The organism is Sodaliphilus pleomorphus (assembly GCF_009676955.1).
Classification (GTDB): domain Bacteria; phylum Bacteroidota; class Bacteroidia; order Bacteroidales; family Muribaculaceae; genus Sodaliphilus; species Sodaliphilus pleomorphus.
Map to the genome: position 1 here is coordinate 3,088,895 of NZ_CP045696.1, position 26,199 is coordinate 3,115,093.

General features: G+C 52.3%; 18 protein-coding genes and 2 pseudogenes. 11 read left to right on the forward strand and 9 right to left on the reverse strand.

Annotated features, from left to right (window positions below; all coding sequences use genetic code 11):
- Positions 1–10: 10 nt before the first annotated feature.
- The 7 genes from nrfH to GF423_RS12975 form a co-directional block, all read right to left on the reverse strand.
- The gene (gene nrfH, locus GF423_RS12945; RefSeq protein WP_154328755.1) at positions 11–637 is read right to left on the reverse strand and encodes a cytochrome c nitrite reductase small subunit; all 627 of its coding nucleotides are present in this window, start codon (positions 635–637) and stop codon (positions 11–13) included.
- 223 nt (positions 638–860) lie between these two features.
- Positions 861–2,156, reverse strand: a complete 1,296-nt coding sequence (nqrF, locus tag GF423_RS12950) for an NADH:ubiquinone reductase (Na(+)-transporting) subunit F (RefSeq protein WP_154538277.1) — start codon at positions 2,154–2,156, stop codon at positions 861–863.
- Between the two features lie 5 nt (positions 2,157–2,161).
- The gene (nqrE, locus tag GF423_RS12955) at positions 2,162–2,779 is read right to left on the reverse strand and encodes an NADH:ubiquinone reductase (Na(+)-transporting) subunit E (RefSeq protein ID WP_154328756.1); all 618 of its coding nucleotides are present in this window, start codon (positions 2,777–2,779) and stop codon (positions 2,162–2,164) included.
- A gap of 32 nt (positions 2,780–2,811) precedes the next feature.
- Positions 2,812–3,435 (reverse strand): NADH:ubiquinone reductase (Na(+)-transporting) subunit D, encoded by a 624-nt coding sequence (locus tag GF423_RS12960; RefSeq protein WP_154328757.1) that lies wholly within the window; start codon positions 3,433–3,435, stop codon positions 2,812–2,814.
- 14 nt (positions 3,436–3,449) lie between these two features.
- Positions 3,450–4,172, reverse strand: a complete 723-nt coding sequence (gene nqrC, locus GF423_RS12965) for an NADH:ubiquinone reductase (Na(+)-transporting) subunit C (protein WP_154328758.1) — start codon at positions 4,170–4,172, stop codon at positions 3,450–3,452.
- A gap of 15 nt (positions 4,173–4,187) precedes the next feature.
- Positions 4,188–5,411, reverse strand: a complete 1,224-nt coding sequence (locus tag GF423_RS12970; RefSeq protein ID WP_154328759.1) for an NADH:ubiquinone reductase (Na(+)-transporting) subunit B — start codon at positions 5,409–5,411, stop codon at positions 4,188–4,190.
- Between the two features lie 51 nt (positions 5,412–5,462).
- The gene (locus GF423_RS12975; protein WP_154328760.1) at positions 5,463–6,800 is read right to left on the reverse strand and encodes a Na(+)-translocating NADH-quinone reductase subunit A; all 1,338 of its coding nucleotides are present in this window, start codon (positions 6,798–6,800) and stop codon (positions 5,463–5,465) included.
- A 486-nt stretch (positions 6,801–7,286) separates the two neighbouring features.
- Between GF423_RS12975 and GF423_RS12980 the strand changes: the two genes are divergently transcribed.
- From GF423_RS12980 to GF423_RS12995, 4 genes are all read left to right on the forward strand, one after another.
- Positions 7,287–8,204, forward strand: coding sequence for a MotA/TolQ/ExbB proton channel family protein (locus GF423_RS12980; RefSeq protein ID WP_154328761.1), 918 nt, complete (start codon positions 7,287–7,289; stop codon positions 8,202–8,204).
- A 59-nt stretch (positions 8,205–8,263) separates the two neighbouring features.
- Entirely contained in the window at positions 8,264–8,944 is a 681-nt protein-coding gene (locus GF423_RS12985) for an ExbD/TolR family protein (protein ID WP_154328762.1), read from the forward strand.
- A gap of 4 nt (positions 8,945–8,948) precedes the next feature.
- Positions 8,949–9,659, forward strand: a complete 711-nt coding sequence (locus GF423_RS12990) for an ExbD/TolR family protein (protein WP_154328763.1) — start codon at positions 8,949–8,951, stop codon at positions 9,657–9,659.
- A 167-nt stretch (positions 9,660–9,826) separates the two neighbouring features.
- Entirely contained in the window at positions 9,827–10,594 is a 768-nt protein-coding gene (locus GF423_RS12995; RefSeq protein WP_206113268.1) for an energy transducer TonB, read from the forward strand.
- Positions 10,595–11,097: 503 nt separating this feature from the next.
- Here the strand turns inward: GF423_RS12995 and GF423_RS14230 are convergent.
- Together GF423_RS14230 and GF423_RS13010 are read right to left on the reverse strand one after the other, a co-directional pair.
- Positions 11,098–11,436 (reverse strand): annotated as a pseudogene (locus GF423_RS14230) (radical SAM protein); the annotation flags it as partial.
- A gap of 96 nt (positions 11,437–11,532) precedes the next feature.
- Positions 11,533–11,874 (reverse strand): annotated as a pseudogene (locus GF423_RS13010) (RNA polymerase sigma factor); the annotation flags it as partial.
- A gap of 487 nt (positions 11,875–12,361) precedes the next feature.
- Here GF423_RS13010 and GF423_RS14100 point away from each other — a divergent pair.
- The 7 genes from GF423_RS14100 to GF423_RS13045 all read left to right on the forward strand — a co-directional run bounded on the left by GF423_RS14100 (position 12,362) and on the right by GF423_RS13045 (position 26,176).
- Complete coding sequence (locus GF423_RS14100; RefSeq protein WP_206113273.1) at positions 12,362–12,586, forward strand: hypothetical protein; 225 nt, start codon at positions 12,362–12,364, stop codon at positions 12,584–12,586.
- Positions 12,570–13,568, forward strand: a complete 999-nt coding sequence (locus GF423_RS13020) for a PstS family phosphate ABC transporter substrate-binding protein (RefSeq protein ID WP_154328767.1) — start codon at positions 12,570–12,572, stop codon at positions 13,566–13,568. Before GF423_RS14100 ends, GF423_RS13020 begins: the two co-directional genes overlap by 17 nt.
- Before the next feature lie 89 nt (positions 13,569–13,657).
- Positions 13,658–15,286 (forward strand): tetratricopeptide repeat protein, encoded by a 1,629-nt coding sequence (locus tag GF423_RS13025; protein WP_154328768.1) that lies wholly within the window; start codon positions 13,658–13,660, stop codon positions 15,284–15,286.
- A gap of 116 nt (positions 15,287–15,402) precedes the next feature.
- Positions 15,403–17,481, forward strand: coding sequence for a S8 family serine peptidase (locus GF423_RS13030; RefSeq protein WP_154328769.1), 2,079 nt, complete (start codon positions 15,403–15,405; stop codon positions 17,479–17,481).
- Positions 17,482–17,564: 83 nt separating this feature from the next.
- Positions 17,565–18,149, forward strand: coding sequence for a Holliday junction branch migration protein RuvA (gene ruvA / locus GF423_RS13035; protein ID WP_154328770.1), 585 nt, complete (start codon positions 17,565–17,567; stop codon positions 18,147–18,149).
- 46 nt (positions 18,150–18,195) lie between these two features.
- The gene (gene sov / locus GF423_RS13040; protein WP_235911758.1) at positions 18,196–25,692 is read left to right on the forward strand and encodes a T9SS outer membrane translocon Sov/SprA; all 7,497 of its coding nucleotides are present in this window, start codon (positions 18,196–18,198) and stop codon (positions 25,690–25,692) included.
- A gap of 109 nt (positions 25,693–25,801) precedes the next feature.
- On the forward strand, positions 25,802–26,176 hold the full coding sequence (locus tag GF423_RS13045; RefSeq protein WP_154328771.1) for a hypothetical protein: 375 nt from the start codon (positions 25,802–25,804) through the stop codon (positions 26,174–26,176).
- Positions 26,177–26,199 lie beyond the last annotated feature (23 nt).

Below are 26,199 nucleotides of genomic sequence, written 5' to 3' on the forward strand. Positions count from 1 at the left end.
TTGCCACGCCTCAATTTGTCATTTTGCCAGGATCATGCCCCAAGGCTCGTTGCAGCCACGCAGGCACGGGGTCGGGGGGCAGTGGCACTTGACTCTCGGCCATGGGCGTCGAGCTGAGCGAGTTCATGCCGCCATGAGGCACATTGCGGTGACAGTCCCAACAGGCTTTGCCCTCTCCGCGCTTGGCCATCATGTAGTCGATGCGCCCCGTCTTCACAAATTCTTGGTTGAGCTGCTTGTGACAACGTATGCAGTTGTCCATGATCACCTCTTTGCTCCCTTCTTCGGCCATGATGGCCTGCCGCTCGCTGTGGGTCACAAAATAGGCCACGTGCTTCATGCCGTCGGTGCCCTTGAAGGCATAGTGCGACACGATGTTGTCATTGGGCACATGACAGTCGTTGCAAGTCACGTCACGACCGTGTGACGAGTGGCTCCAGGTAGCATAGTAGGTCGACATGATGTGGCAGTTTACACATGCTGCCGGGTCATCACCTATGATATAGGTGTGCATGCGGAGAAGATAGGCAAACAGAATGCACAGGCCTGCGATCACTCCAAGTATCGAGACCAGCGTCACTTTTTGTCGGTAGCTGAAGTAGCTGGGTATAGCTTTTATCTTCTCTTTCAGCTTCATGTCGTTTCGATTTTGTTATGGTATTTTACTTTGTTCACAAATTTAGTGATTACTTTTTAATTTTTCAATATACTCGTTAATAAATTTCAACTTAGATTATAAAAAACTACCGAAAACCATAGTCGTGCGATGGCAAGTGCTGTAGATTGTAAAAAAAGAGAGCGCCAAGTCTCTTTCCGAGATTCAGCGCTCTGCTATTGTTGTTGTGTATCTCTCTCTCTGTTTACCCAAAGTTGTCGTACATGATGCTTTCGGCATCGACGCCTATGCTGTCGAGATACTCGGTCACCGTCTTGATAAGCATGGGCGGCCCGCACAGGTAGTACTCGCAGTCTTCGGGGGCTTCGTGGTCTTTGAAGTAGGTGTCGCGCACGCAGTTCACGGCAAAGCCTGCGTAGTACTTCACGCCTTTCTCGTCGGCTACCGGGTCGGGACGGTCGAGCGAGAGATGGAAGTGGAAGTTGGGGTAGTCCTTTTCAAGTTGCCAGAAGTCTTCGAGGAAGAAGGCCTCGTTGAGGGCGCGGGCACCGTAGAAGAAGTGCATCTCGCGGTCGCGGCAGTGCAGAGTGCGCAGCATGTGCATGATCTGGCTGCGCAATGGTGCCATGCCAGCTCCGCCGCCTATCCATATCATCTCCTTTCCCGAGGTGAAATTGGGGTGGAAGTCTCCATAGGGGCCGCTCATGGTCACCTTGTCGCCCGGCTTGAGCGAGAAGATATAGCTCGAGGCGATGCCGGTGGGCACATTCTGGAACCCAATCTTGGGCTTGGGCAGGAATGGCGTGGTGGCGATGCGCACCGTGAGGGTGATGATGTCGCCCTCGTCGGGATAGTTGGCCATCGAGTAGGCGCGTGTTGTCTCCTCGGGGTTGTGGGCCTTGAGCGAGAAGAGGTTGAACTTCTTCCAAGTACCCAGGTATTGCTCGCCTATGAGCGACTTGTCGAAGTCCTTGTCATAGTCGATGCAGTCGTAGGCCGGTATCTTGATTTGCGCATAGGAGCCTGGTATGAAATGCATGTGCTCGCCCTGAGGAAGGGCCACCTTGAATTCCTTGATGAACGACGACACATTCTTGTTGCTTATCACCGTGCATTCCCACTCCTTGACTTCAAGCACCGAGTCGGGCACCTGAATCTTGAGGTTGTCTTTCACTTTCACCTGGCATCCCAGTCGCCAGTGCTCCTTCTGCTGCTTGCGGGTGAAGTGCACAGTCTCGGTGGGCAGGATCTCGCCGCCGCCCTCGAGTACTTGTACCTTGCACTGGCCGCAGCTGCCCTTGCCGCCGCATGCGCTCGAGAGCATCACGCCCTGGGTGTGCAGCGTGTTGAGCAGGGTCGACCCCGTCGTCACCTCAAGGTCTTTCTTGCCGTTGTTGATGTCGATGTGCACTTTGCCCGAAGGCACGAGGTAGTGTTTGGCCACCAGCAGCAAAATCACGAGCAGCAAGGTGATCACAAGGAATATTGCCGCGCTGCTTAACACGGTTACACTCACATTGGTTTCTGCTATAAGTATCATTGTCTTTATCCAAGTTTAATGCCCAGGAAGCTCATGAAGGCTATGCCCATGAGCCCAGTAATTATAAATGTAATGCCTATGCCACGCAACGGCTTGGGTACATCGCTGTAGGCCAGCTTCTCGCGTATGGCGGCCAGGCCCACGATGGCCAGCAGCCAGCCTATGCCGCTGCCTGCACCATACACGGTGGCCGTGAGCGCACTCCCAAAGTCTCGCTGCTGCATGAACAGGGCGCAGCCCAGTATTGCACAGTTCACTGCAATGAGCGGCAGGAATATGCCCAGCGAGTTGTAGAGCGAGGGCGAGAATTTCTCAACAGCCATCTCCACAAGCTGGGTGGCCGACGCGATCACTGCGATAAACATGATCAAGCCCAGGAAGCTCAGATCGACGCTGCCCAGTGCAGGTGCAAGCCATTTCATCGCCCCAGGTTGCAGCACATAACGGTCGAGTGCGTAGTTGAGCGGCAGTGTCACCACCAGCATGAAAGTAACAGCCACGCCCAGGCCGAATGCCGTTTTTACATTCTTGGAAACTGCCAGAAATGAGCACATTCCCAAAAAGTAGGCAAATATCATGTTGTCAACAAAAATTGACTTTACAAATAGATTTAATTCTTCCATTGTGTTGCGATATCTTTGTGGTTGTTACTTGATTATTCTTCTTGCAGGTCTTTGTTGAGTGCACGGTGCACCCATATCAGGCAGGCCACCACGATGAGTGCCATGGGGGGCAGTATCATCAGGCCGTTGTTCATGTAGCCGTGGTCATAGCACCATTGGGGCACCACATGGTAGCCCAGTACGGTGCCGCTGCCCAGCAGCTCGCGGAAGAAGGCCACGATCACCAGGATGATGGCATAGCCCAGACCGTTGCCTATGCCGTCGAGAAACGACGGCCAGGGCTTGTTGCTCATGGCAAAGGCCTCGAGCCGGCCCATCAGGATGCAGTTGGTGATGATCAGGCCAATGAACACCGAGAGCTGCTTCGAGACATTGTAGTCGTAGGCCACAAGAAATTGCTGCACGATGATCACCAGTGCTGCCACAACCACGAGCTGCACAATGATGCGTATGGTAGTGGGTATGGTGTTGCGTATGAGCGAGATGATTACATTGCTGAATGCCAGCACTGCCGTGACCGAAATGCCCATCACGATTGCAGGCTCGAGATTGACGGTCACCGCCAGCGTGGAGCATATGCCCAATATCTGCACAAGGACAGGATTGTCTTTGGAGAACGGGTTGAATAAAGCCTCTTTATTTTTCTTTGATAACATAGTGCTTTCTTGAGTTATTTTGCGGTTTCACCTTGTAGTTTCTTGAAAAACGAGTCATAGGGAGCCAGGCAGTCGGTGAGCATGCTCGACACGCCGCGGCTTGTGATAGTGGCACCCGAGAGTGCGTCGACATGGTCGGCGCCGGTCGTGCTCTTTTGCCCCTTTTTGAGCACCTCTACGCCCTTGAAGGCTCCGTTCTCATAGAGTTTCTTACCCTTGAATTCATCCTGGAACGGCTTCTCGGCAATGCGTGCGCCTAGACCGGGAGTCTCACCCTCGTGTGAGAAGTTGGCGCCATACACGGTCTGGCCGTCACTCTCGACAGCCATATAGCCCCATATAGGTCCCCAAAGGCCGGCGCCGTACATCGGGATCACATATTTTGTGCTGCCGTCGTCGAGCTTGCTCACATACACCGGCAGCACCCGCTGGCTGGTTGGCTTCTTCACGTTGGCTTTCATGTCCACCTTGAAGGCTACGTCTTGTGTGCTGTCGGTCACGTTGCCTTGGGCGTCGATGAGGTACTGTTTCACAATATACTTGTCGAAGGTGGCGCCCACCTCGCCGTCGGCTGCTGTCTTGTGGATGGCGCTCAGTATTTGCGACCGGGTGTCGTTGGCCTTGTTCTCGTCTTGCTTGGGCTTGAGTTCCATGTAGACAAATGCCAGCACGGCGCCCACCAGGATGACCATGATGGCCGAATAGAGGATTTGATAGGTATTGCTGTTTCTGTTCATAGTTGTGTCCCTCCTTTACTCGTTAGTAGAGCGCGTGGCTCGTTTAAGTCGGCGATTGATGTTTACGCTCACTACGCAATGGTCGATGAGCGGTGCAAATGCGTTCATGAGCAGCACGGCCAGCATTGCGCCCTCGGGATAGCCGCCGTTGTACACGCGTATCAAGATGGCAATCACGCCTATCAGGAAACCGTAGATGTACTGCCCCGTGTGGGTGCGTGCACCCGTCACAGGGTCGGTTGCCATAAACACTGCTGCAAAGGCAAAACCGCCGTAGCACAGTTGCGCCAGCGGGTCGAGAAACGATGCGGGGTAGGTGGGTGTGGCGCAGGCATGGGCCACAAATCCCATGACCAGACCGCCAGCCACCACCGAGCCCATCACACGCCACGATGCCACGCCAGTCACAAGCAACACCAGGGCGCCTATGAGGATGCAGGCCACCGAGGTCTCGCCCGGGCTGCCGGCTATGGTGCCCCAGAAGGCGTCGGCCGTGCTGATGGCATGGCCAGCCACGTCGTGCAAGGGGTGCAGCACGTTGCCCACATTGGTGGCCACCTGCCCGAGTGGGGTGGCGCCCGTGAAGGCGTCGCTCACCGGCCCGTTGCCGCCGAAGCCAAGAGCAGCACTCGTTTTCACAAAGGCCAGGTCGCCGCTCATCTTCGATGGATAGCTGAAGAAAAGAAATGCGCGGGTCACCAGTGCCACATTAAATATATTCATGCCTGTGCCGCCAAACACCTCCTTGGCAAAAATGACTGCAAATGCCACTGCAATGGCTGTCATCCACAGCGGTGTGTTGATGGGCACAATCAAGGGTACGAGCAGGCCGGTCACCAGGTAACCCTCCTGTATCTCCTTGTGATGAATCTGTGCACTTATAAACTCGATGCCCAGTCCCACCACATAGCTTACTATGATGACGGGCAGCATGGCCAGCAGTCCAAACAGCCACATGGTGAACCATCCTGTTTGGGCTGCCTGTCCCAGTGCCAGGTAGTGTTGCAGCCCCACGTTGTACATGCCGAATAGCAGGCACGGTATCAAGGCTACAATCACAGTGCTCATGGTGCGCTTCATGTCGTTGGCATCGTGGATGTGCACGCCGCAACGCGATGTCGTGTTGGGCGTAAACAAGAAAGTCTCCATTCCGTCATACACCGACTGCAGCTTGGCCAGCTTGCCGCCCTCGTGGAACGACGGACTTATCTTGTCCATGAATTTTTTAAGAGCTTTCACTATTGTGTATTACTTTAATGTTTTGTATTCAATTTATTGTCTCATTGTCGTTTATTCCATCTCTTTCTTCATTTTGTCGAGCCCTTGCCGCACGATGCGCTGCAACTCGAGCTTGGAAGTGTCGGCATACTCGGCCAGGGCAAAGTCTTCGGGAGCCACCTCATAGATGCCCAGTTGCTCCATCTTGTCGATGTCGAAGGCAATGATCGACTTAATTAGAAACTCGGGGTAGATGTCCATGGGCAGCATGCGGTCATACTCGCCACTCATCACAATGGCACGTTCGCCACCTTGCAGGCGGGCATCCATCTTCACTTTTTTCCTCCTGCGTCCCAGCAACCATCCTGTGAAGTCGCGGTAGATGCTGAATTTCTTGGGGCTGAGCGAGGCCCAACCCATAAACTCGTCGGGATGATCATTCTCGGGTATCACGGTGATTTGCCTGTAGGGGGCGCGCAGGTATCCTGTCTCGGGGTCCACCTTGGAGCCGGTGAGCACGTTGCCGCTTATGTAGCGCTTGTTCAACTTGCTGTCGCCGGCAATGTTTCCCTCCACCAGGTCGGCAACTGGACTGCCCATCACCGTCTTTACATATTGTGGCGTTGCCACCTCCGAGCCGTCGACAGCCACAATTGTGTCGAAGCTTGCCATGCCAGTCGCGAGCAGCTCGCCTATGCGGGCCAGGGTCACGACATCGAGCGTCCACACTACCTCACCCTTGTTGACGGGTTTCACATTGTTGATTTGCACGCCGGCGTTGCCTGCTGGGTGAGGCCCGTCGAAGACGTTGGTTTCAGCACCTTCCACTTCAATCACATGGCCCGGGGCACAGCCCAGATACACCTTGCCGCTGGTGAGGCTTGCAAGTGCCTCTACACCTTTTTTAATATAATGCTGCTTGTCGCCAGTCACCAGCAGGAGGTCGGGCGCGAGTGGTGCCGAGTCGAAACAGGTGACAAAGATGTCGCGTGGTGTCACGTCGGGGTCGGGTACGATGTCGTAAGGGCGCTGGCGCAACATGACCCACAGTCCCGACTCGAGCAACGCAGCCTTCACCCCAGCGTCGAGCCTGGGCTTGTGGCGGCTGTCGCTGCCGTCGCACGCAATCTCTATCGACTCAATCTTGCGCCGGTCGCCACGGTTCACCGCTTTCACCACGCCGCTCACCGGACTCACGACTTTCACCTCCTCGTGCTTCTTGTCGTGGTACAATGCTTCTCCGGCAGCAACGTGGTCGCCCACCTGTTTTTCCATGCGGGGAGTCACGCCCCAGAAGTCGTCGGGTACAATGCCGCACAGCTTGGGTGCGGGTGCGCTTGCTACCGTGCTTGTGGCGATGCTTCCCTCAAGATTTAGGTTGTAACCTTTCTTTAACTTGATTGTTGCCATTAGGTTATAGGTTTTTTTATAAATTATATACAATTTTGGGCAAAGTTAGTAAATATAAAATACTCTCGCAAGTGATTTGCGATTGTCTTTTGGCGGTTTCTTTCCCTTCTTTCCCTCATTGTTGTCGCTGCCTTTCAATGGTGCCAGCCCCGATTTATGTTGTACAACATGTTGCCGTTTTACTGGTTTGAAAAAATGATTAAATTTTATTGTTTTTTGACGCAAAATAGCGTTTCGACGTTGTTTTATTAAAATAATTGTAATACATTTGCGTTGATTTTAGTGAAATGTATCCAGGCACCTATGGCGTCATGGGATGGTGATTTGTGCTAAATCGATGTTTTATAATTCATTTTCAGCCTCGTGCTGGGAAATTTAACGCAATTTTGAAGCACAGGCTACCATTTGAGTTGAAGCGAAAGAAATTACTAACGATTAATAACAATTTAATTAATTAATTTTTTAACATTTTATTCATTAAAAATTATGGAAGCTACAAAACCAAATGCTCCTCAGCAGCCAAAACCGCAGGCTCAGCCTGCAAAGGCCGTTAAAAAAGCTGACAACAACAAACCTGTTACCAGCGATGTTAAGGGTATTAAGAATGCCATCTGGGTTATCGTTATTTGCTTTGTGCTGGCAGAATGTTTCTACATTTTCGGTCTCGGAAATGGTGGCAACTTCAAGTTCAGCGATGCAGGCAACTATCTGTGCCATTGGGCAATGCCAGCCGGCGTTACCAGCACCCCGCAAAACTTGCTCGGTACAATGTATATGGGTGGCTTCGTGGTACCTATCATCCTCACCTGCTTGTTCACTGTGATCGTCCTGGCCATTGAGCGCTGGTTCGCCCTGAGCAAGGCCGGTGGCAAAGGCAACCAGACCAAGTTTGTTGCCGATGTGAAGAAAGCCCTCAACAACAAGAACGTTGCTGAGGCCGAGAACCTTTGCCGCAAGCAACAAGGCTCGGTGGGCGCTATCGTCTACTCGGCTTTGCAAAAATACAAAGAAATGGAGCAGTCGCCACTGCCCAAGGAGCAGAAGCTCGGTATCATCCAACAGCAAATCGAAGAGGCTACCGCTCTTGAGATGCCTTCTCTGCAACAGAACCTGCCCATCTGCGCTACCCTCACTACTCTGGGTACCCTCCTCGGTCTGTTCGGTACTGTGCTGGGTATGATCAAGTCGTTCTCGGCTCTGTCTCAATCGGGCGCTCCCGACTCGACTGCACTGTCAACCGGTATCTCTGAGGCTCTTGTGAATACTGCTTCTGGTATCGCAACTGCATCTCTTGCCCTTATTGCTTATAACTACTACACCAACAAGATCGATAACCTGACCTACGCCGTCGATGAGCTTGGTTTCGCTATCGTCAACGCCTATGCTGCTAATCACGAGAAATAATCATTAGGTTTCATCTCAAGATTTACAGATTCAATCAATTTTATAAGTAATAAAAATCAATGGGAAAAGTCAAAGTAAAGAAAAAAGACGCGCGCATAGACATGACGGCTATGTCCGACGTTACCGTTCTTCTGCTGATTTTCTTCTTGTTGACTTCAACTTTCCTTCAGAAGGAGCCTGTGACCGTGATCACGCCAGAGTCGGTTTCTGAAGACAAGGTGCCCGATTCCAAACTGATGACCGTGCTCGTTAGCCCCAAGGGGCAAGTCTACATGGAACTCATCGGTACTGTCGACACCACTGTGATGTCTTCTGAAAACCTGCGCAAGAATGCTCTGGGCAAGATGTGCGAGAAATACAATGTCAAGCTCACTGCCAAAGAGGTCAAAGACTTCTCTAAGATGAACTCCTTTGGCGTTCCAATGAAAAATTTGAAGCAATGGCTCGATCTCAACTCCGATGATCGTGACAAAGCTTTGAAGGAAGGCCCAGGCATCCCTATCGCCATGACCGAATATAACGGCAAGACCACCGAATTCCAAGATTGGGTGAAAGCCGTGTCGGAGGTGATGGAAAGCGCTGGCGAGGCACAAGACATCAGAGACGGTAAGGGTATTGCGATCAAGGCCGATGCCACGACGCCATACCGCATGGTGGAATTAGTGATGAACAACCTGCAGTCAATCAACCGTAATAAGTTTACATTGATGACCGCTCTTAAGAAGGAGGAGGAAAAATAAGACTATGGCAAAGAAAAATTTAAGTCATCAAAAGAAGTTTGATACTCGAATCGACTTTACCCCTATGGTCGATATGAACATGCTTCTGATCACCTTCTTCATGCTGTGTACCACAATGTTGAAGTCGCAAACCCTGAAGATCGCGCTGCCCACCAACAACGACGACAGCAAGACCGAGCAAAACCAGAACCAGGCTGCCGAGTCGCAGGCCATCACCATCATCATCGATGGCAAGGAGGTCGACGACGAGCGTCTCGGTGCTCGCTCCAATCCTCAGGACGTGAAGTTCTACTACTACGAGGGCCAGCTCAACCTGGCCGATCTGTCCAACTTCAAAGAAGCTAAGGGCATCACCTCGGGCGACAATAAGAATATGAACTACCTGCGTTCTATCTTCATGGAGAAGAACAAAGAAGCGCTCAAGCTCATTGCCGTTGAGAAAAAGAAATGGGAAAAACATCAGTTCAGCAAGAACGATGCAGCCAACGATTCTCTCTACCAGGCTGCTGCTACCAAGATTCGCCAGCGCGACGACTTGCATCCACCCATCGTGATGATCAAGCCCACTGGACGTGCAAGCTATAGCGACGTTGTTGCCATTCTCGATGAGATGCAAATCAACAACATTTCTCGTTTCCAGATTGAAACACTCAGCAAGGACGACTCTACAGCTCTCGCCAAGAGAGGCGTGGTGTTGCCACCGGTTGGTAAATAATGATTTTGGTGTTAGGTTTAATGTTGAATTTTAAAATTTAGATTATTATGTCAAACGATGTAGATCTTTCATCAAAAGAATGGTGTGACCTTATTTTTGAAGGTAAAAATAAAGACTTCGGTGCCTATCAGTTGCGACGCACCTCTATTCAGCGTCACAACAAGGCTATGCTTTACACAATCATTGGCTTCATTGTAGCTGCTTGCTTGGTGTTTGCATGGAATGCCTACCAGCGCTGGGAAGCTCAGCGCCAGCTGGCCCTGCAAAATCAGCAACAAACTCAAGAGTTCTCTTTTGGTGCTTCCGAGGAAGAATCTTCCGAGGAAGAGGAAAAGAAGATAGAACAACCTAAGGAGGAAGAAAAACCTGAGGTTGAGGAAGTTGCCCAGCAGGCTGTGACCGAGCTCAAGATTGTGCCCGACGACAAAGTGACCACTCCTCCTCCCACTCAGGACGAGGTGAAGCAGAACGATGCCGCCATCAGTAACAAGAACGTTGAAGGTACCCTGGGTGGCCTTACTGCCGAGATTCCTAAGGAGACTCCTGCTCCAACTGCCAAGGTTGAGCAAAAGGTGGCCGTGACTGTGCCTGAGGAGAAACCCAAGGAGGACGACAACAAGGTGTTCCAGTCGGTGGAACAGCCGCCTCAATTCCCTGGTGGCGAGTCTGCCCTCATGAGATATCTGTCGTCTCACATCCAGTATCCGGCAATGGCTGCCGAGCAAGGTATCGAGGGTAAGGTGATCTTGCAATTCGTCGTTACCAAGAACGGCCAGGTGGGAGAAGTCAAGGTTGTGCGCTCATTGAGCTCCGACTGCGACAACGAGGCTAAGCGCGTGGTGCGCAGTCTGCCCCGCTTCACTCCAGGTCGTCAGAACGGTAATGCTGTGAACGTGTGGTACACCCTCCCCGTTCAGTTCAAGCTGCAGAAGTAATTTCTTGTGTCCTGACACTTAATTCAGGATTTTAATATCAAGCGGCCGCAAGTCATCAATTCGACTTGCGGCCGCTTCGTTTTAGGGGTGGGAAATAAAGAAAGGTGTTAGCTTGCTTGTGTAAAATTAATCTCGTCAAGTGCACATGGCGCGATTTATAGCTTGCATTGCTGCAATTGTTGTGCCACCTTGCCGGCTTAAAGTAAGGGATCGTCAGCGGTGTTCGGCGATGTAATCGAGCAGAGAGTAGGTATCTACAATGTCTTCGAGCCCCTGCACGATGGTTGCATTCTTTCCCTCTACAGCATCGACAAAGGCTTTATTTCAAGGGGCACGCCCAGCAGTGTTGCCGGCTTGCTTTTAAAGGTGATACTGTCGAGCTGTTTCATTTCGTAGGTGCCTTTGCGGGCGTTGACCGTGAGACTTTCTTGGGCATCGCTCCAGGTGTAGGCCGTCGACAACTCGACTACTCCGGTGGCATTGGCATGGCTAAGCAGTAGAAACATTGTGCCGTAGATGCCTATTCTCACATCAATGCCAAGCTGGGTGGCCAGCCTTATCACATAGTCCATGTCGTTGAAGTTGTTCCACGGCGACAGGCAGAACATGAGCGATACAGCTACTTCGTCTTTTATGGTGTTGACCACATCTATTACATTGTCGTAGCCGTTCACACCTCTCATGTATTCCTCAGGCTTTTTCCATATTGAACAGTGCTTGCAACGCGACTGGCAGTTGGTGGTGGAGTATAACATCAGTTGGCTCAGTTTCTTGTGCCGTGGGCGTGCGATGTTGTTGAGGTACAGCATGCCGTTTTGTAGGTAGTCTTTTACTTTATACATGTCTTCTTTGATATATAATTAGTAATAGATACTTGAAGACGGGCATATACTGCATGGCACTTGCTATTTTTTACATTTACTATAAATGAACATTGGTCACGGGAGAGTTTGCTTGTTGAGCATGTTGCGCAGCATGGCTTTAGCTCTTGTGAGCTGCGAGGAGGAGCTGTGTGGCTCAATGTCAAGTTCCTCGGCAATTTCCTTGTGCGAGTATCCCTCGATCACCGCCATTTTAAACACCTTGCGGTAGCCTTCGGGCAAGTTGTCGATGAGTTGCATGAGCTCTTTCTCGGCGAGAGGCGAGTCGGCTCTTGTGTAGCCTTCGGTGTCAAAATCTCTATTGCTTAATGCTGAGAATGGTGTAGACTTGTTTTGCTGTTTCTTTTCCAGGTACCGTAGCGAGACGTTTCGGGTGATGGTCAACACCCATGGGCCAAATTTGTTGTTGTCTTCATCATTGGAGAGAAGATGTCATAAAGTGACCTTAAGGCGCTTTCATCGCCGGTTTTCACCTTTTCTACTATTGAGCCCACGTCGTTCATTTCATGTTGTTCAAAATATATATAAGATACATGTGATCGCAAAAATACTGCACGGTCATAAGAAAAAAATCTTCAATCGCTCGGTTGTGCTATAGCTGGTGATAGGAGCAGGAAAAAGGGACTTTGTTAAGATTTTATAATTACTACAGGGAGTGTCGCTGTTTTCAATCAAAAATATGTAACTTTACAAATTGAAAAAATACGCAAGAAGCGTTGTTATTGTTGCGGCCTTGCGATAAACCTTGCGGTTTATGGCAGGTCTAAGAGAAAAGAAATTTTTTAAACAGTTTACAATGAGTACATCGGGCCGTGGAATTATGCGGGGGTTAAGAATATTCTTCGGAATATTCATGATACTGGTTTATTTCGGCATGTCATACTTGATGATTATAAACTTTTTCAATCTTGTGACGCCGCCATTCAACTATCTGCGCTGGATATTTGCGGTTGTTTTCGGTTTATATGGCATCTACCGCGGCTACCGTCAGTTCAAGGGGCTCGATTACTACAGGCTCACCGACAAGCGTGACGACGATGTCGAGACCGATGCCCATCGCAAAGTTGAAGAATTGATAAAAAGAGTACACGACAATGAAACAAAATCTTAAAATATTGCTTGGCGCACTGCTCCTTACGGGTATCGCCACGGCTGTGCTTGTATCGTGCCAGAAGTATAGCGACCGTCCCAACGGCGCCACCAAGGGCATGGCCAAGATATACTGCGACGAGTCGTTTCAAAACGTGCTTGAGCAGGAAATCGACGTGTTTGAGTATCAGTATGCCGGTGCCTTCGTCAAGCCGCGCTACATGAGCGAGTGGGCTGCACTCGACTCGTTGCTTCACGAGAAAGTCGACCTCATCATCACTTCGACCGACCTGACCGACAAGCAGCGCACCATACTTGCTGGTCAGGGCAGGGCCTATCGCAGTCGCATGATTGCTGTCGATGCAGTGGCCATCATCGTCAACAAGAACAGCGATGTCGACGAGATGTCGATGACCGAGCTCAAAGACTTGTTCACGGGCAAGTATCGCAAGTGGGGGCAGATTGTGCCCACCAAGTTGCGCAACGACAGCATCAAGCTCCTCTTCGACGGCAATGCCTCGGGAGTGATACATTATATTAAAAACAAGTTTTTGGGCGGCAAGGACTTCCCCTTCAAGGTGTATTCGGCCAAGTCGAGCGACGATGTGTTTAAGACGGTCAACAAGTATGACAACGCCATCGGTTTTGTGGGCGTGAGCTGGGTGGCCGACGACATGGGACAGAGCGAGAAGACTGCCGAGCAACGCTACTCCGAGCTCAACCAGGAGGACTCGCAAGCCACACTCATCAATTTCACCGACAAGGTGAAGGTGCTCAAGGTGCGCCGCGACGACATGCTGCAGGGCGTGCTCCCTTACCAGGCCTACATCAACGACGGTTCCTACCCGCTGTTCCGCAAGATTTTTGCCATCGACGCCTCGCCACTGGGCACTATCGACCACAGCTTCTATGTGTTCTTGACAGGCACTATTGGCCAAAAAATCATACTCCAAACCGGTATCATGCCGGGTGCCGAGCCCGTGAGAACAGTTGAGGTGCAGTGACTCACCTCGAGTAGGGCTCCCCTGTGCACGACTGGCATCAACCATTGTGAATACAACAAGAAAACAACAATATAAACACATTTACAAAGATGAAAGCTAAATTCTTATTTGCCTCCCTCTTGATGGGAGCTTCCATCTTCGCATCGGCTCAGGGTGTGAAAGATGGTATAGATTTCTACAACATCGGCGATTATGAGAATGCCAAGACCATTCTCGACCGCAATGTCAATTCGGCTTCCAACAAGGCCGAGGTCGACTACTACTATGGCATGATCGACTTGAAGCAGGGCGATCTCAATGCAGCCGACAAGTACTTCAAGGACGGTGCCGCTGCCGATGCCAAGTATCCTTTCAACTTGGTGGGCCAGGCCGCTGTGCTGTTGAAAAACGGCAACAAGAGCGCTGCCGAGGCTCTTTTCAAGCAGGCTCGCAACTTGGCCAAAAAGAATGTGGACCTGGAGTGTGCCATTGCTCGTGCCTATTTCTTTGCCGACCCCACTAAGTATGAGTCGCAAGTGAACAAGTGCCTGTTGAATGCCCGCAAGTATGGCAAGACCAGCCCTCAACCCGACATTGTGCAAGGCGACATCTACTTTGCCAGCCAGGACTGGGGCAACTCAATGGCCAGCTACGAGCAGGCTATGGGATATGACCCTTCCAACATCGAGTCGACTGTCAAATATGCCGACACTTATTTCAAGGTGAATCCTGAGCTGGCCATCGCCCGTCTCAAGGATATCATTCAATCCAATCCCAACTCGGCCCTCGTACAACGCCAGCTCGCCGAGAAGCTCTATGAGCATGGAGACTTTGTGGAGGCTGCCCAGCGCTATGGCAACTACATCAATAGCACGCAGAACCACTTCCCCAAGGATGAGGCTCGCTACGCCCAGCTGCTCTACTTTGCCGACAAGTTCCAGGACTGCTACGACGTGGCTTCCAAGCTGCGCTCGAGCGTGCCCGCCGGCAGCTCCTACCAGGTGGTGGCCGACCGCTTGATGCTCTATAGCCTGGCCAACATTGGCAAGTGGCAAGAGGCCTATACTGTGGGTAAGGAAATGTTCAGCCTGCGTGCCAACGACAACAATTCCTATAACCTTAAGGATTACTTGATGTTTGCCAAGACCTGTGAGATGAACAATGATGCCGATGGCGCTACTGCAATGTATGACAAGGCTATAGAGCTCAACCCCGACAATCTTGAGATTGCTCGCAGCCTGGCTACACAGGCCGCAGGTGCCAAGGACTATGCCAAAGCTCTCAAGTATGCCAACAAGGTGCTTGCCAGCGACAAGGTTGAAACCAAGGATTATGCGATGATGGCCAACGTCTACTACCAGCAGTTTGCCGACAAGAACACCACTGCCGAAGACAAGGCCAACGCCTACACTCAGGGCATCAACTACATCGACAAGGCTCTTTCGGCCGACCCCGACAACTACTCCTATGTGTACCGCAAGATGCTGCTCCAGATTGCCAACGATGCCAATGGAAAGGGTACGGCTGCAAGCACTGTCGAGAAATATGTGCAGCTTGCCAAGGCACAAAACAATGTTGCCGATTTCGGTCCGTCGCTGCAGTATGCCTATCAGTACCTGGCCATCAGCGCCATCAACAACAAAGACAATGCCAAGGCTCTCGAGTACCTGCGTGCATGGCACGAGCTTGATCCTTCCAATACTACTGTTGAGAAATATATCGAGGCTCTCTCCAAGTAATACGGAGTCTACGCCATCAATACTAAATCCTGGCTGCCTGTTCTGGTGCAGCCGGGATTTTTTTTGTGTGTTGCCGTATGTCGACAGTATGATAAAAATTTTGTAGATTTGTCTTCATGAAACGACTGCTCTATATCTTCATGATGTGCATGTTATGCCTTTTGGCCTGTGCGGGCAATGTGTCGGTCAGGACCAAGCTGGCTCTGCGCCGTGCTGTCCGGGCCTCGTTGTATCATGGCCCACAGCATGGTGGAGGGCGGCAGGTTGCTTCGGCCTTTGTCGTGGCCGATTCATCGGCCATGGCGAGCCTCAGGCGTTCGGGGGCGCGAGTGGTGGCTATGGCTCCCGGCATGGCAACCGTGCGCGTGCCTGCTGGCAAGCTGCCAGCTTTGGCCTCTATGGCTGGTGTGCAATGGGTTTCGCTATCGCAACAGTTGCAGTTGTGCAACGACAGCGCCAGGTATTATTGCAATGTCGACTCGGCCTTTCGGGGCACAGGCTTCTCTACGAACTACGACGGCAGGGGAGTAGTGCTGGGCATGATAGATGTGGGTATCGATTTCAACCATGTCAACTTTCTCGATAGCCTGGGCAACAGCCGTTTTGTGCGTGTTTACATGCCTGTCGATTCTACAGGAAGGCCTCCAGTGATCAATGGCGACACGTTGCCTGGCAGCGAGTACTCCACTCCCCAGGCCATAAGGCAGCTCACCACCGACAGTCCAGGCTTACATGGCACGCACACTACAGGCACTGCGGCAGGCAGCTACATGGGCAATGCTTACCACGGCGTTGCCCCAGGGGCCGAGCTGGTGGCGTGTGCACTGCCCGAGTGGGCCTTGACCGATGTGAATGTGGCCAACTCTATTCTATATATTTTCAACTATGCCCAGAGTGTGGGCAAGCCGGCTGTGGTCAACATGAGCATTTCGAGTGTCGACGGGGCTCACGACGGCACCTCGATGCTGTGCAGGGTCATGAGCGCGTTGTCGGGACCTGGCAAGATATGCGTGGTGTCGGCGGGCAACGATGGCAATGTGCCCACATGCCTGCACAAGCAGTTCAATGGAGCTCTCGACACGTTGAGCGTGCTGCTGAGCAACAAGTATGGTGGTCGCAACGTGGATGGCTATGTGAGCATGTGGAGCGCCGACTCGGTGCCCCATGGCTTGCGAGTGATTGTGACCGATGTTGCAACCGGCACCTTGCTTTACGCCTCCCCTTTCTATTCTGCATTGCCAGGCGATAGTGTTGTCGAGGTCGCCGATGCCACCGACCTGCAATTTGCCAAGTACTTCACAGGCTCGTTCTGGGTGGCTTCGGCCATTGAGAGCAATGGCAAGTTTCACTCGATAGTGGAGTATAAGGCCAATAACTTGCAACGGGACTACGTCATGGGGCTGCAATATGTGTCGGCTCCAGGTAGCCGGCTCAATGGCTGGAGCGACTCCTACACGCGCATGAGCAACTTCGGCCTGCCCGGCTTCACTATGGGCGATTGCTCGATGACCATCAGCGACCTGGCTACAGGCGACAGCTCCATCTCGGTAGGTTCCTATACCAGCCGCAGTTTTGCTCCTGTGCTTTCGGGCCACAACACGGCTGTGGCAGGCGGCACCGTGGGCGACATTTCGAGTTTCTCGTCATTCGGGCCCGACATGCGACACGTGTCGCGCCCCGAGATTGTAGCTCCAGGCCAGTGCGTGGTGTCGTCCTACAGCAGGTATGACTCCACAATGGCTGTCAACAACAATTGGCTCACCGCCATAGCTCAGGCGGGCGGGGTGAGCTATCCCTATGGTGTAGACGTGGGCACGTCGATGTCGGCGCCGCTCGTGTCGGGGGCTATTGCACTCATGCTGCAGGCCGATGCCCGCTTGGGTGTGGACCAGGTGAAGCGCATCTTGAAGCACACTGCTCGACGCGACCACTGGGTGACTGGCGGCGATCCCGAGCGCTGGGGATGGGGTAAGCTCGATGTCACGGCCGCACTGCGCTATATGGCTGCCGGCTCGCTGCCTGGCGATGTGAATGGCGACGGCGAGGTCAATGTGAGCGATATCGCCTGTGTCGCAGCGGTGATAACACATGCAATCGTAAACGGCGACATGGCCGTTCGAGCCGACTTGAATGGCGACGGCGAGGTCAATGTGAGTGATGTAACTGCCCTCGTAGCAATAATTCTTGACCGGTAAGTTCAATTTTAACACCACTCATGGCTTTACAATGGCGGTTTTAATGTAATTTTGCATTTCACAACAATCTCACTCGATAGTATATGTACGATTATATAAGTGGAACCATAACCGAGTTAAATCCCGCCTATGTTGTGATCGACAATCATGGGATGGGCTACATGATCAACATCTCGCTCACGTGCTACAACCAGTTGCAGGGTGCTCGCGATGTGGTGCGCCTCTATGTGTACGAAGCCTTGCGCGACGACGCCCACTTGCTCTATGGCTTTGTCGACAAGCGCGAGCGCGAATTCTTCCTGTTGCTCATCACGGTCTCTGGCGTAGGGCCCAACTCGGCGCGCCTTATACAGTCGTCGCTGCCGCCGGCCGAGCTCGAGCAGACGATAGCCAGCGGCAACGCCGCGATGCTTAAGGCTGTGAAGGGCATAGGCGCAAAAACCGCTCAGCGCATAATTGTTGACCTTAAAGATAAAATAAAAGTACCCGACAATGCGTTAATAGATATGAATCAATCGGCCAGCGCGTCCTACGATGAAGCTCTGAGCGCACTGGTGATGCTTGGTTTCACGCAGCAATTGTCGCAAAAGACGCTTAAGGCGCTCTTCTTGAAGGAGCCGGGATTGAGCGTGGAAAATGCCATAAAAAAGGCACTCAAGATGATGTGATTGCGGCATGCGATGTAAACTTTTAGTTGAATTATTTCACTCACCGATGTCGGCAATTTTATTTAGAAAAAACATACATGTCTTCTCCTTGCTCTGCATGATGCTCATGTGTCTTGCAGGCACTGTCGAGGGCCTTGCACAAGATGCCAAGTTCCAGTCGCAAGTCACTCCGCCACCTGTCACGCCAGTGGGTGTAAACCAAAAGAAATCGCCTAAAGACTCTGTCGAGCTCCGTCAGCCAGTAGCCGACAAGGTGACTGACAACTACGGCAACCTCCAGTTTGTGCAGCAGCCCACCGACTTGAAGAACCCCGACAATGTCACCACCACTGTCGAGTATGACCCTGCAACGGGGATGTATGTGGTGCACACCAAGATAGGCGACAACGATGTGGTCACCCCCTTCCTGCTCAACCGCGACGAGTACAACAACACGGCCTTGCGCCAGTCGATGGTAGAGTATTACAGGCAGAAAAATGCCATGGCTGCCGACTCGGCCAGCAAGAAGTCGCCCTTCAATTTTCTCGACATGCAATTTGGCCTCGGGCCGCTCGATGCCATCTTCGGTCCTGGCGGCGTGCAGTTGAAAACCCAGGGGTCGGCTACAATCAACATGGGCGTGAAAATGAACAAGACCGATAATCCCGCCCTCTCGGTCTCGGCGCGTAAAAAAACTTATTTCGACTTCGAGCAGAAGATCCAAGCCACCATAGCAGCCTCGGTGGGCGACAAGATGAAATTCAACATGACTTACAATACCGATGCCACCTTTGAGTTCGACAACAAGAACTTGAAGCTTGCCTATGAAGGCAAGGAAGACGAGATTATCAAGAATCTCGAGGCCGGCAATGTGAGCATGACCACCGGTTCGTCGCTCATTCGTGGTGGCTCGGCTTTGTTTGGCATCAAGGCAAAGATGCAATTTGGCAAACTCACGGCCACGGCCCTTGTCTCGCAGCAGAACTCCGAGACGCAGACGGTGAGCTCCAGCGGCGGTTCGCAGAAAACGGCTTTCTCCATTTCGGCCGATTCCTACGATGCCAACCGGCATTTCTTCCTGTCGCAGTTCTTCCGCGACAACTACGACGCATGGTGCTCCAAGCTTCCTCTTGTGTCGTCGGGCATCAGCGTGACCAAAATCGAGGTTTGGGTCACCAACAAGAAGGGCAATTTCGACTCGTCGCGCAATCTTGTGTCGTTCCAGGACATAGGTGAAGGCGATAACAGCCACATCCTTAATCATCACTGGACGGGCACTGGTGCAGGCAACCCCTCCAACACGTCCAACAACTTGTTGACCGAAATCAGAGAGCAGTATCCCAATGCACGCTACATCGACCAGGTGTCGACAGCACTTGCCCCGCTCGAGGCCTATGGTGTTGTGGGCGGCCGCGACTATGAAAAGGTGGAGAGTGCCCGCTTGCTGTCGTCGTCGGAATACACATTGAACTCGGCCTTAGGCTACATTTCGCTCAACTCGGCCTTGACTGCCGACGAAGTGCTGAGTGTGGCCTATCAGTACACCTACAGGGGTGCAACCTACCAGGTGGGAGAGTTCTCGAGCGACATCGATAGCACGGCACAGTCACTCTATGTGAAAATGCTCAAGGGCACCACTGCATCGCCCACCTACCCCATGTGGGACTTGATGATGAAAAACGTGTATTCGCTCGGGGCCTACCAGGTGTCGCCCAACAATTTTAAGCTCAACGTCATGTTCCTCAGCGACACGACGGGCAACGAAATCAACTACATTCCTGCAGGCACTATCAATGGCACCCCGCTGTTGCAAGTCATGAACCTCGACCGTCTCGACGCCAACAAAGAGCCCAACATCGACGGCCGTTTCGACTATATCGAGGGCTATACCATCAATGCGTCGAAGGGCAAAGTCATATTCCCGGTTGTGGAACCCTTCGGCAGCTGGCTCAAGTCTAAACTCAACAGCGAGGCCCTTGCCGAGAAATATTGTTTTCAGGAGCTTTACGACACCACACAGACGGTTGCCAAAATCTCAGACAAAAACAAGTTTGTGCTCGAAGGCGAGTATCAAGCCTCGTCGGGCAACGTGATAAGCCTCAATGCTTCCAATGTGGCCCGTGGGTCGGTTGTTGTGACTGCCGGTGGTGTCACCCTTACTGAGAACAGCGACTACACGGTCGACTACAGCATGGGTACTGTCACCATTATCAACCAGAGCATCATCGACGCAGGCACAAGTATCAACGTTTCGCTTGAGAACCAATCCACCTTCAGCATGCAGCGCAAGACCTTGCTGGGCTTGGACCTTGACTATGCCTTCAACAAAAATTTCCACGTGGGTGCCACGGTTATGCACTATGGCGAGAAGGCTATCACCGAGAAGGTGTCGATAGGTAGCGAGCTCGTGAACAACACGATATGGGGAGCCAACATTTCCTATAACAACAACTTCATGTGGCTCACCAACTTGCTCAACAAGATTCCCACGGTGAATGCCACCCAACCCTCGTCGCTGTCGTTCACTGGCGAGTTTGCACAGCTCGTGCCACACTCGGCCAGCACCGGCAGCAATGCAGGCAGCTCCTATATCGACGACTTCGAGTCGACGCAATCGGGCATCGATCTGCGCTCGCCCTACTCTTGGTTCTTGGCCTCTACGCCCTGCGACCCGAGTACCGAAGGCCTGTTTCCTGAGGCACAGTTGAGCAACAATGTCGACTATGGCAAGAATCGTGCACTGCTTGCTTGGTACTACATCGACCGCCTGTTCACACAGCGCAATTCCTCTTATAGCCCTGGTTATATAAAGAACGACCTCGACCAGCTCTCCAATCCCTATGTGCGCGAGATTCCTTACAGCGAGGTGTTCCCTGGCCGCGAGCTCAACTACGGTGAGTCGTCGATCATCCAGACGCTCAACCTCTCGTTCTATCCCAACGAGCGTGGCCCCTATAACCTTGATGCGTCCAATATCGATGAGAATGGCAATCTCTTGAATCCCGAGAAGCGATGGGGCGGCATCATGAGGAAGCTCGACAACACCAACTTTGAATCGTCCAATATCGAGTACATCCAATTCTGGATGATGGACCCCTTCCTCGACCCCGACCTCGACAACACGTCGGGTGGCGACCTTTATTTCAATTTGGGTGAGTTGAGCGAGGACATCCTCAAGGACGGGCTCAAGAGCTACGAGAACGGCCTGCCCATCGACGGATCCGATACCAATACAAAGAAAACCGTGTGGGGCAAGGTGTCGTCTCAACCGTCGCTCACCTATGCTTTCGACACCTCGGCAGGGTCGCGTGTGCATCAAGACGTGGGGTTAAACGGCTTGTCGACTGCCGAAGAGCTCAACGACTCGTCCTATGCTTACTACGACTTTGTCAAGCGCCTGCGTGCGGTTTTGCCGGCGACCACTATCGCAACAATGGAAAACGACCCGTTCTCTCCGCTCAACGACCCGGCTGGCGACAACTATCACTTCTATCGCGGTTACGACTACGACGAAGCCAAGCTGAGCATCCTGGAACGTTACAAGCACTACAACGGTACCGAGGGCAACTCGCTCGCCGCCGAGGATGCCAGCGACCCGCTGTATCAGAGCTCACGCAGCGTGCCCGATGTTGAAGACATCAACCAAGACAACACGCTCAATGAGTATGAGCGCTATTTCCAATATAAAATTTCGATAAGACCTGCCGACTTGGTTGTGGGACAAAACTATATTGTCGACAAGCAGGAGTTGACCAAGACCATGCGCAATGGCAAGAAGCAGCATGTGGTGTGGTATCAATTCTCAATACCGTTGTCAAGCTATCAGAAAGTAGTGGGTTCTATCTCCGATTTCTCCACTATACGCTTCATGCGCATGTTCCTCACCGGCTTTGCCAAGACTACCCATTTGCGATTTGCCACGCTTGAACTCGTGCGCGGCGAGTGGCGCAACTACGACTACGACCCCGACCAGCGTGCCAATGCTCCCAAGCAGGGCTCGCTCACTGTCAACACCGTCAACATCGAGGAAAATGCAAGCCGCGAGCCTGTCAACTATGTGCTGCCTCCTGGCGTGAGCCGTATCGTCGACTCGGGGCAGTCGCAAATCACCCAGCTCAACGAGCAGTCGATGCAAATGAAAATCGAGGGCTTGCCTGCAGGAGATGCTATCGCCGTGTATCGCAACACGAGTCTCGACTTGCGCATCTACAAGCGCATGCAGATGTTTGTGCACGAGGAGGCCCTGGTCAACGATGCCACGGCTTTGAAAAACGGCGACCTCACCGTTTTCCTGCGCATGGGCACCGATGTGAAGAACAACTACTACGAGTATGAAATACCCATGGTGCTCACTCCCCACAGTTCTTCCTACAGCACCAATAGCTCAAGCGACCGTCTCATTGTGTGGCCCGAGGCCAATATGTTTGACTTCTCGCTCAGTGCACTCACCAATGTCAAGAGAAATCGCAATGCCCAGAAGATGGCCGGCGTCGAGGGGGTGTCCTACTACAGCCGTTATACCGAGCAAGACCCCGCCCACGAGAACTCGCGCATCACGGTGATGGGTAACCCGTCGTTGAGCGATGTGCGTGTTATGCTCATAGGCATTCGCAACAAGGCCAGTACAACCAAAGATGCCACCGTGTGGGTCGATGAGCTGCGCGTGACCGACTTTGACCAAGACGGCGGATGGGCTGCCAAGGCCAATGCCACCTTGAACTTGAGCGACATTGGCACGGTCAACTTTGGTTGGCACAAGGAAACAACTGGCTTCGGCTCGGTCGACCAAAGCCTGAGCCAGCGCCGTCTCGACGACTACGACCAGATGAATGTCGCCTTCCAGGTCGACGCAGGCCGTTTCCTGCCCGAAAAGGTTAAACTCAAGGCCCCGGTCTATTACTCCTACACCAAGGAAAAGTCCACGCCCAAATATAACCCGCTCGACGATGATGTGCTCCTGAACGATGCTCTCGATGCCTGCAGCACCAAGGAGCAGCGCGATTCCATCAGCGACTATGCTGTCACCAATCACACGGTCAAGAGCTTCTCGGTTTCGGGCTTGAAGTTTGACGTCAAGAGCAAGAATCCCATGCCTTGGGATCCTGCCAACTTCTCGTTCAGCTACTCCTTCAACAAGCAGCACACCAGCGATCCCGACAACGTGTATGAGAACACCAACGACTATCGTGGCAGTTTCAACTACAGTTGGACGCCCTATGCCAAGCCCTTCACTCCCTTCAAGCGCATGATCAATGCTAAGAACAAGCACATGAAGTTCTTCCGTGAGTGGGAATTGCACTGGCTGCCGTCGTCGATTTCGTTCAACAGCAACATCTCGCGCTACTACTATGAGCAACAGACGCGTAACACTACCGATGCCAAAATCGACATACCAGTATCGGTTTCTAAAAACTTCCTCTGGGATAGGCAGTTTGCCATCACTTGGGCGTTTACCAAGTCGCTTTCGATGTCGCTCAACACCCAGACGACAGCCCACATTCTTGAGCCTGTGGGACAAGTCAACAAGAAGCTCTTCCCCGATGCCTACCGTGACTGGAAGGACTCGGTGTGGCGCAGCATCAAGAACCTGGGTACTCCCTGGGCCTACAACCAGACTTTCACCGCAAGCTACCGGACCCCGTTCAGCAGCATTCCCATTTTGAGTTTCATCAATGCCAACGCTACCTACAATGCCACCTACAACTGGGATCGTGGCACCTCGCTCGAGGGGGTGTTTGCCGGCAATACGGTGGCCAATCAGGCTGTGCTCAACTTCGACACCCGTTTCAATATGGAAACGCTCTACAACAAGATTCCATATTTGAAAGATGTGAACAAGCGCTTCTCGAGCAGTGGTGGCTTCAACCGCAACCAGCCCGGCGGCAAGCGCACCTCTGCAAAGAAACCCAAGAAGTTTGACCGCACCTATAAGTTGCAGCCCGACTCGACCTTCGTCATCAAGCACAACATGAATGTGAAGAACTTGCGTGTGACAGCCACCACCACCGACGGCAAGCGATATCCGATCAAGTATAAAGTGAAAGACAACAACAATATCGAGATATTGAGCAAGGGCGATGAAAATGTGAAAATCACCATCACCGAGATTCCCGCCAAGGAGAAGAAGGGATTCATGTATGAGTTTGCTCAATACTCTACCCGCCTGTTGATGAGTGTGCGCAGTTTTAGCGTGAAGTTCAGCAACACGCGGCAGATGTCGTTGCCTCAGTTCATTCCCAATGTGGGCGACATCTTCGGTCAGAACAACCACTACGATGTGATGGCCCCGGGTTTAGACTTTGCTTTTGGGTTTACCGACGAGAGCTATCTTGAGAAGGCCCAGGCACGTGGCTGGCTCCTGAATGACCAGAACATGACCACGCCTGCTATCTACAGCAAGACCAACACCTTCAGCAGCGAGGTGCAGCTCGAGCCCCTGCGCGGCTTGAAAATCACCCTCACAGGCAACCGCACCGACAACCGCACCAATCAGCACTACTTCATGTACGACAGTCCCACGGTGATGTACTCGGGCAGTTACACCAAGACCCACATTGCCATAGCCACTGCCTTGCGTGGAGTGAGCATCGACGATGGCTACCACAGCGATGCCTTCGACAAGTTTCTCCAAAATATTCCCATTGTGCAATCGCGCATTGAGTCGCGCTATCACGGCAAGAATTATCCCAACTCAGGCTTCATCGCCGGCACCGTCTATGCCGACCAGCCCTACAACAGCCAGAACGGCTCAATCAGGCAGACCAGCAGCGATGTGCTTATACCGGCATTTGTTGCCGCCTACTCGGGCAAGGATGCAAAGCACTACACCCTCAATCCCTTCCCGGGCTTGAAGGATGTGCTTCCCAACTGGCGCATTACCTACGACGGACTCTCCAAGATGTCTTTCTTCAAGCGCTACTTCAGGAGCTTCACGCTCAATCATGCCTACCAGTGCACCTACTCGGTGGGTTCCTATTCCAGCTACAGCGATTGGGTGACGATAGGCGAGGGGTTGGGCTTCACCAAGGACGCAATCACGGGCAATCCAGTGCCCTCGTCGCCCTACGATATTTCATCGGTCACTATTACCGAAAAATTCGCCCCCCTCATTGGCCTCACGGCTACGATGAACAACAATGTCACCTTCAATGCCGAGTATCGCGACTCGCGCACGCTCTCGCTCAACACCTCGGCCGGCCAGGTGGTAGAAGCCAACACGCGGTCGCTTGTGATAGGTGGTGGATATAAAATTGCCAACTTCAACTCAGTGTTGAAGATACGCAAGAAGCAGACGGGCATAAGCAATGACTTGACGCTCAATCTCGACTTCCAGCTCTCCAACAATACTGCACTCATACGCAAGATCGAGGCCAACACGGCACAGGCTACAAGCGGCACTCGCACCTTGGGCATCAACTTCACTGCCAACTATGTGATGAGCAAGCGCGTGACCCTGGGAGCCTACTTCGACTATCAAGTCAACACGCCGCTTGTGTCGACGACTGCCTATCCCACTACCAATGCAAATTATGGCATTTCTCTCAACATGAGCTTGGCCAAATGACTTATGGCATGAAAGATTTATTCTTTTTTCACAAAAAAATGCTATCTTTGCACTTAGTGTAAGGCGGCCGCGCGTCGCTTGTTATTCAAGATGTTTAATTATCAGCAATATGGACCAAGCTTTAAAGAAGAAGTTGAGCAAAGACCCTAACGGTCTCATGACGTATGAGTACATTGCCAATAATATTGATTCAGTCGACGCCGACATGCCAGAACTGGTCGACAACATTATCGCCGTCGACAAGAACGGGCAATTTGTGGTGAGCACTGCTCGCTACTTGCATGCCATCGACGCCAAGAAATATGCTCCCTGCATCGACAAGCTTGTGAAGGCCGCCATCGAGCGGGATCGAGAACACGTGTATCTTGGCGACCTTGCCGCCACGATATGGGGTCCCGACTACAAGGATCATGCAGCTGAGTTGAGCGCAAAAGACGACAACTTCCGCCGCATTTTCAAGCGCCTTTATCCCTCGGGCATTTAGGGCGTGAAAGTGAGAGCGTGACT

Excerpts from the sequence above, each read along its gene's own strand:
- GF423_RS12960 (WP_154328757.1), bottom strand. The coding sequence starts at position 3,435 with ATGTTATCAAAGAAAAATAAAGAGGCTTTATTCAACCCGTTCTCCAAA.
- GF423_RS12980 (WP_154328761.1), top strand. The coding sequence starts at position 7,287 with ATGGAAGCTACAAAACCAAATGCTCCTCAGCAGCCAAAACCGCAGGCT.
- nrfH (WP_154328755.1), bottom strand. The coding sequence starts at position 637 with ATGAAGCTGAAAGAGAAGATAAAAGCTATACCCAGCTACTTCAGCTAC.
- GF423_RS13045 (WP_154328771.1), top strand. The coding sequence starts at position 25,802 with ATGGACCAAGCTTTAAAGAAGAAGTTGAGCAAAGACCCTAACGGTCTC.
- GF423_RS12995 (WP_206113268.1), top strand. The coding sequence starts at position 9,827 with ATGCTTTACACAATCATTGGCTTCATTGTAGCTGCTTGCTTGGTGTTT.
- GF423_RS13030 (WP_154328769.1), top strand. The coding sequence starts at position 15,403 with ATGAAACGACTGCTCTATATCTTCATGATGTGCATGTTATGCCTTTTG.
- nqrC (WP_154328758.1), bottom strand. The coding sequence starts at position 4,172 with ATGAACAGAAACAGCAATACCTATCAAATCCTCTATTCGGCCATCATG.
- GF423_RS14100 (WP_206113273.1), top strand. The coding sequence starts at position 12,362 with ATGATTATAAACTTTTTCAATCTTGTGACGCCGCCATTCAACTATCTG.
- GF423_RS12985 (WP_154328762.1), top strand. The coding sequence starts at position 8,264 with ATGGGAAAAGTCAAAGTAAAGAAAAAAGACGCGCGCATAGACATGACG.
- GF423_RS12990 (WP_154328763.1), top strand. The coding sequence starts at position 8,949 with ATGGCAAAGAAAAATTTAAGTCATCAAAAGAAGTTTGATACTCGAATC.
- GF423_RS13025 (WP_154328768.1), top strand. The coding sequence starts at position 13,658 with ATGAAAGCTAAATTCTTATTTGCCTCCCTCTTGATGGGAGCTTCCATC.
- ruvA (WP_154328770.1), top strand. The coding sequence starts at position 17,565 with ATGTACGATTATATAAGTGGAACCATAACCGAGTTAAATCCCGCCTAT.
- nqrF (WP_154538277.1), bottom strand. The coding sequence starts at position 2,156 with ATGATACTTATAGCAGAAACCAATGTGAGTGTAACCGTGTTAAGCAGC.
- GF423_RS12975 (WP_154328760.1), bottom strand. The coding sequence starts at position 6,800 with ATGGCAACAATCAAGTTAAAGAAAGGTTACAACCTAAATCTTGAGGGA.
- GF423_RS13020 (WP_154328767.1), top strand. The coding sequence starts at position 12,570 with ATGAAACAAAATCTTAAAATATTGCTTGGCGCACTGCTCCTTACGGGT.
- sov (WP_235911758.1), top strand. The coding sequence starts at position 18,196 with ATGTCGGCAATTTTATTTAGAAAAAACATACATGTCTTCTCCTTGCTC.
- nqrE (WP_154328756.1), bottom strand. The coding sequence starts at position 2,779 with ATGGAAGAATTAAATCTATTTGTAAAGTCAATTTTTGTTGACAACATG.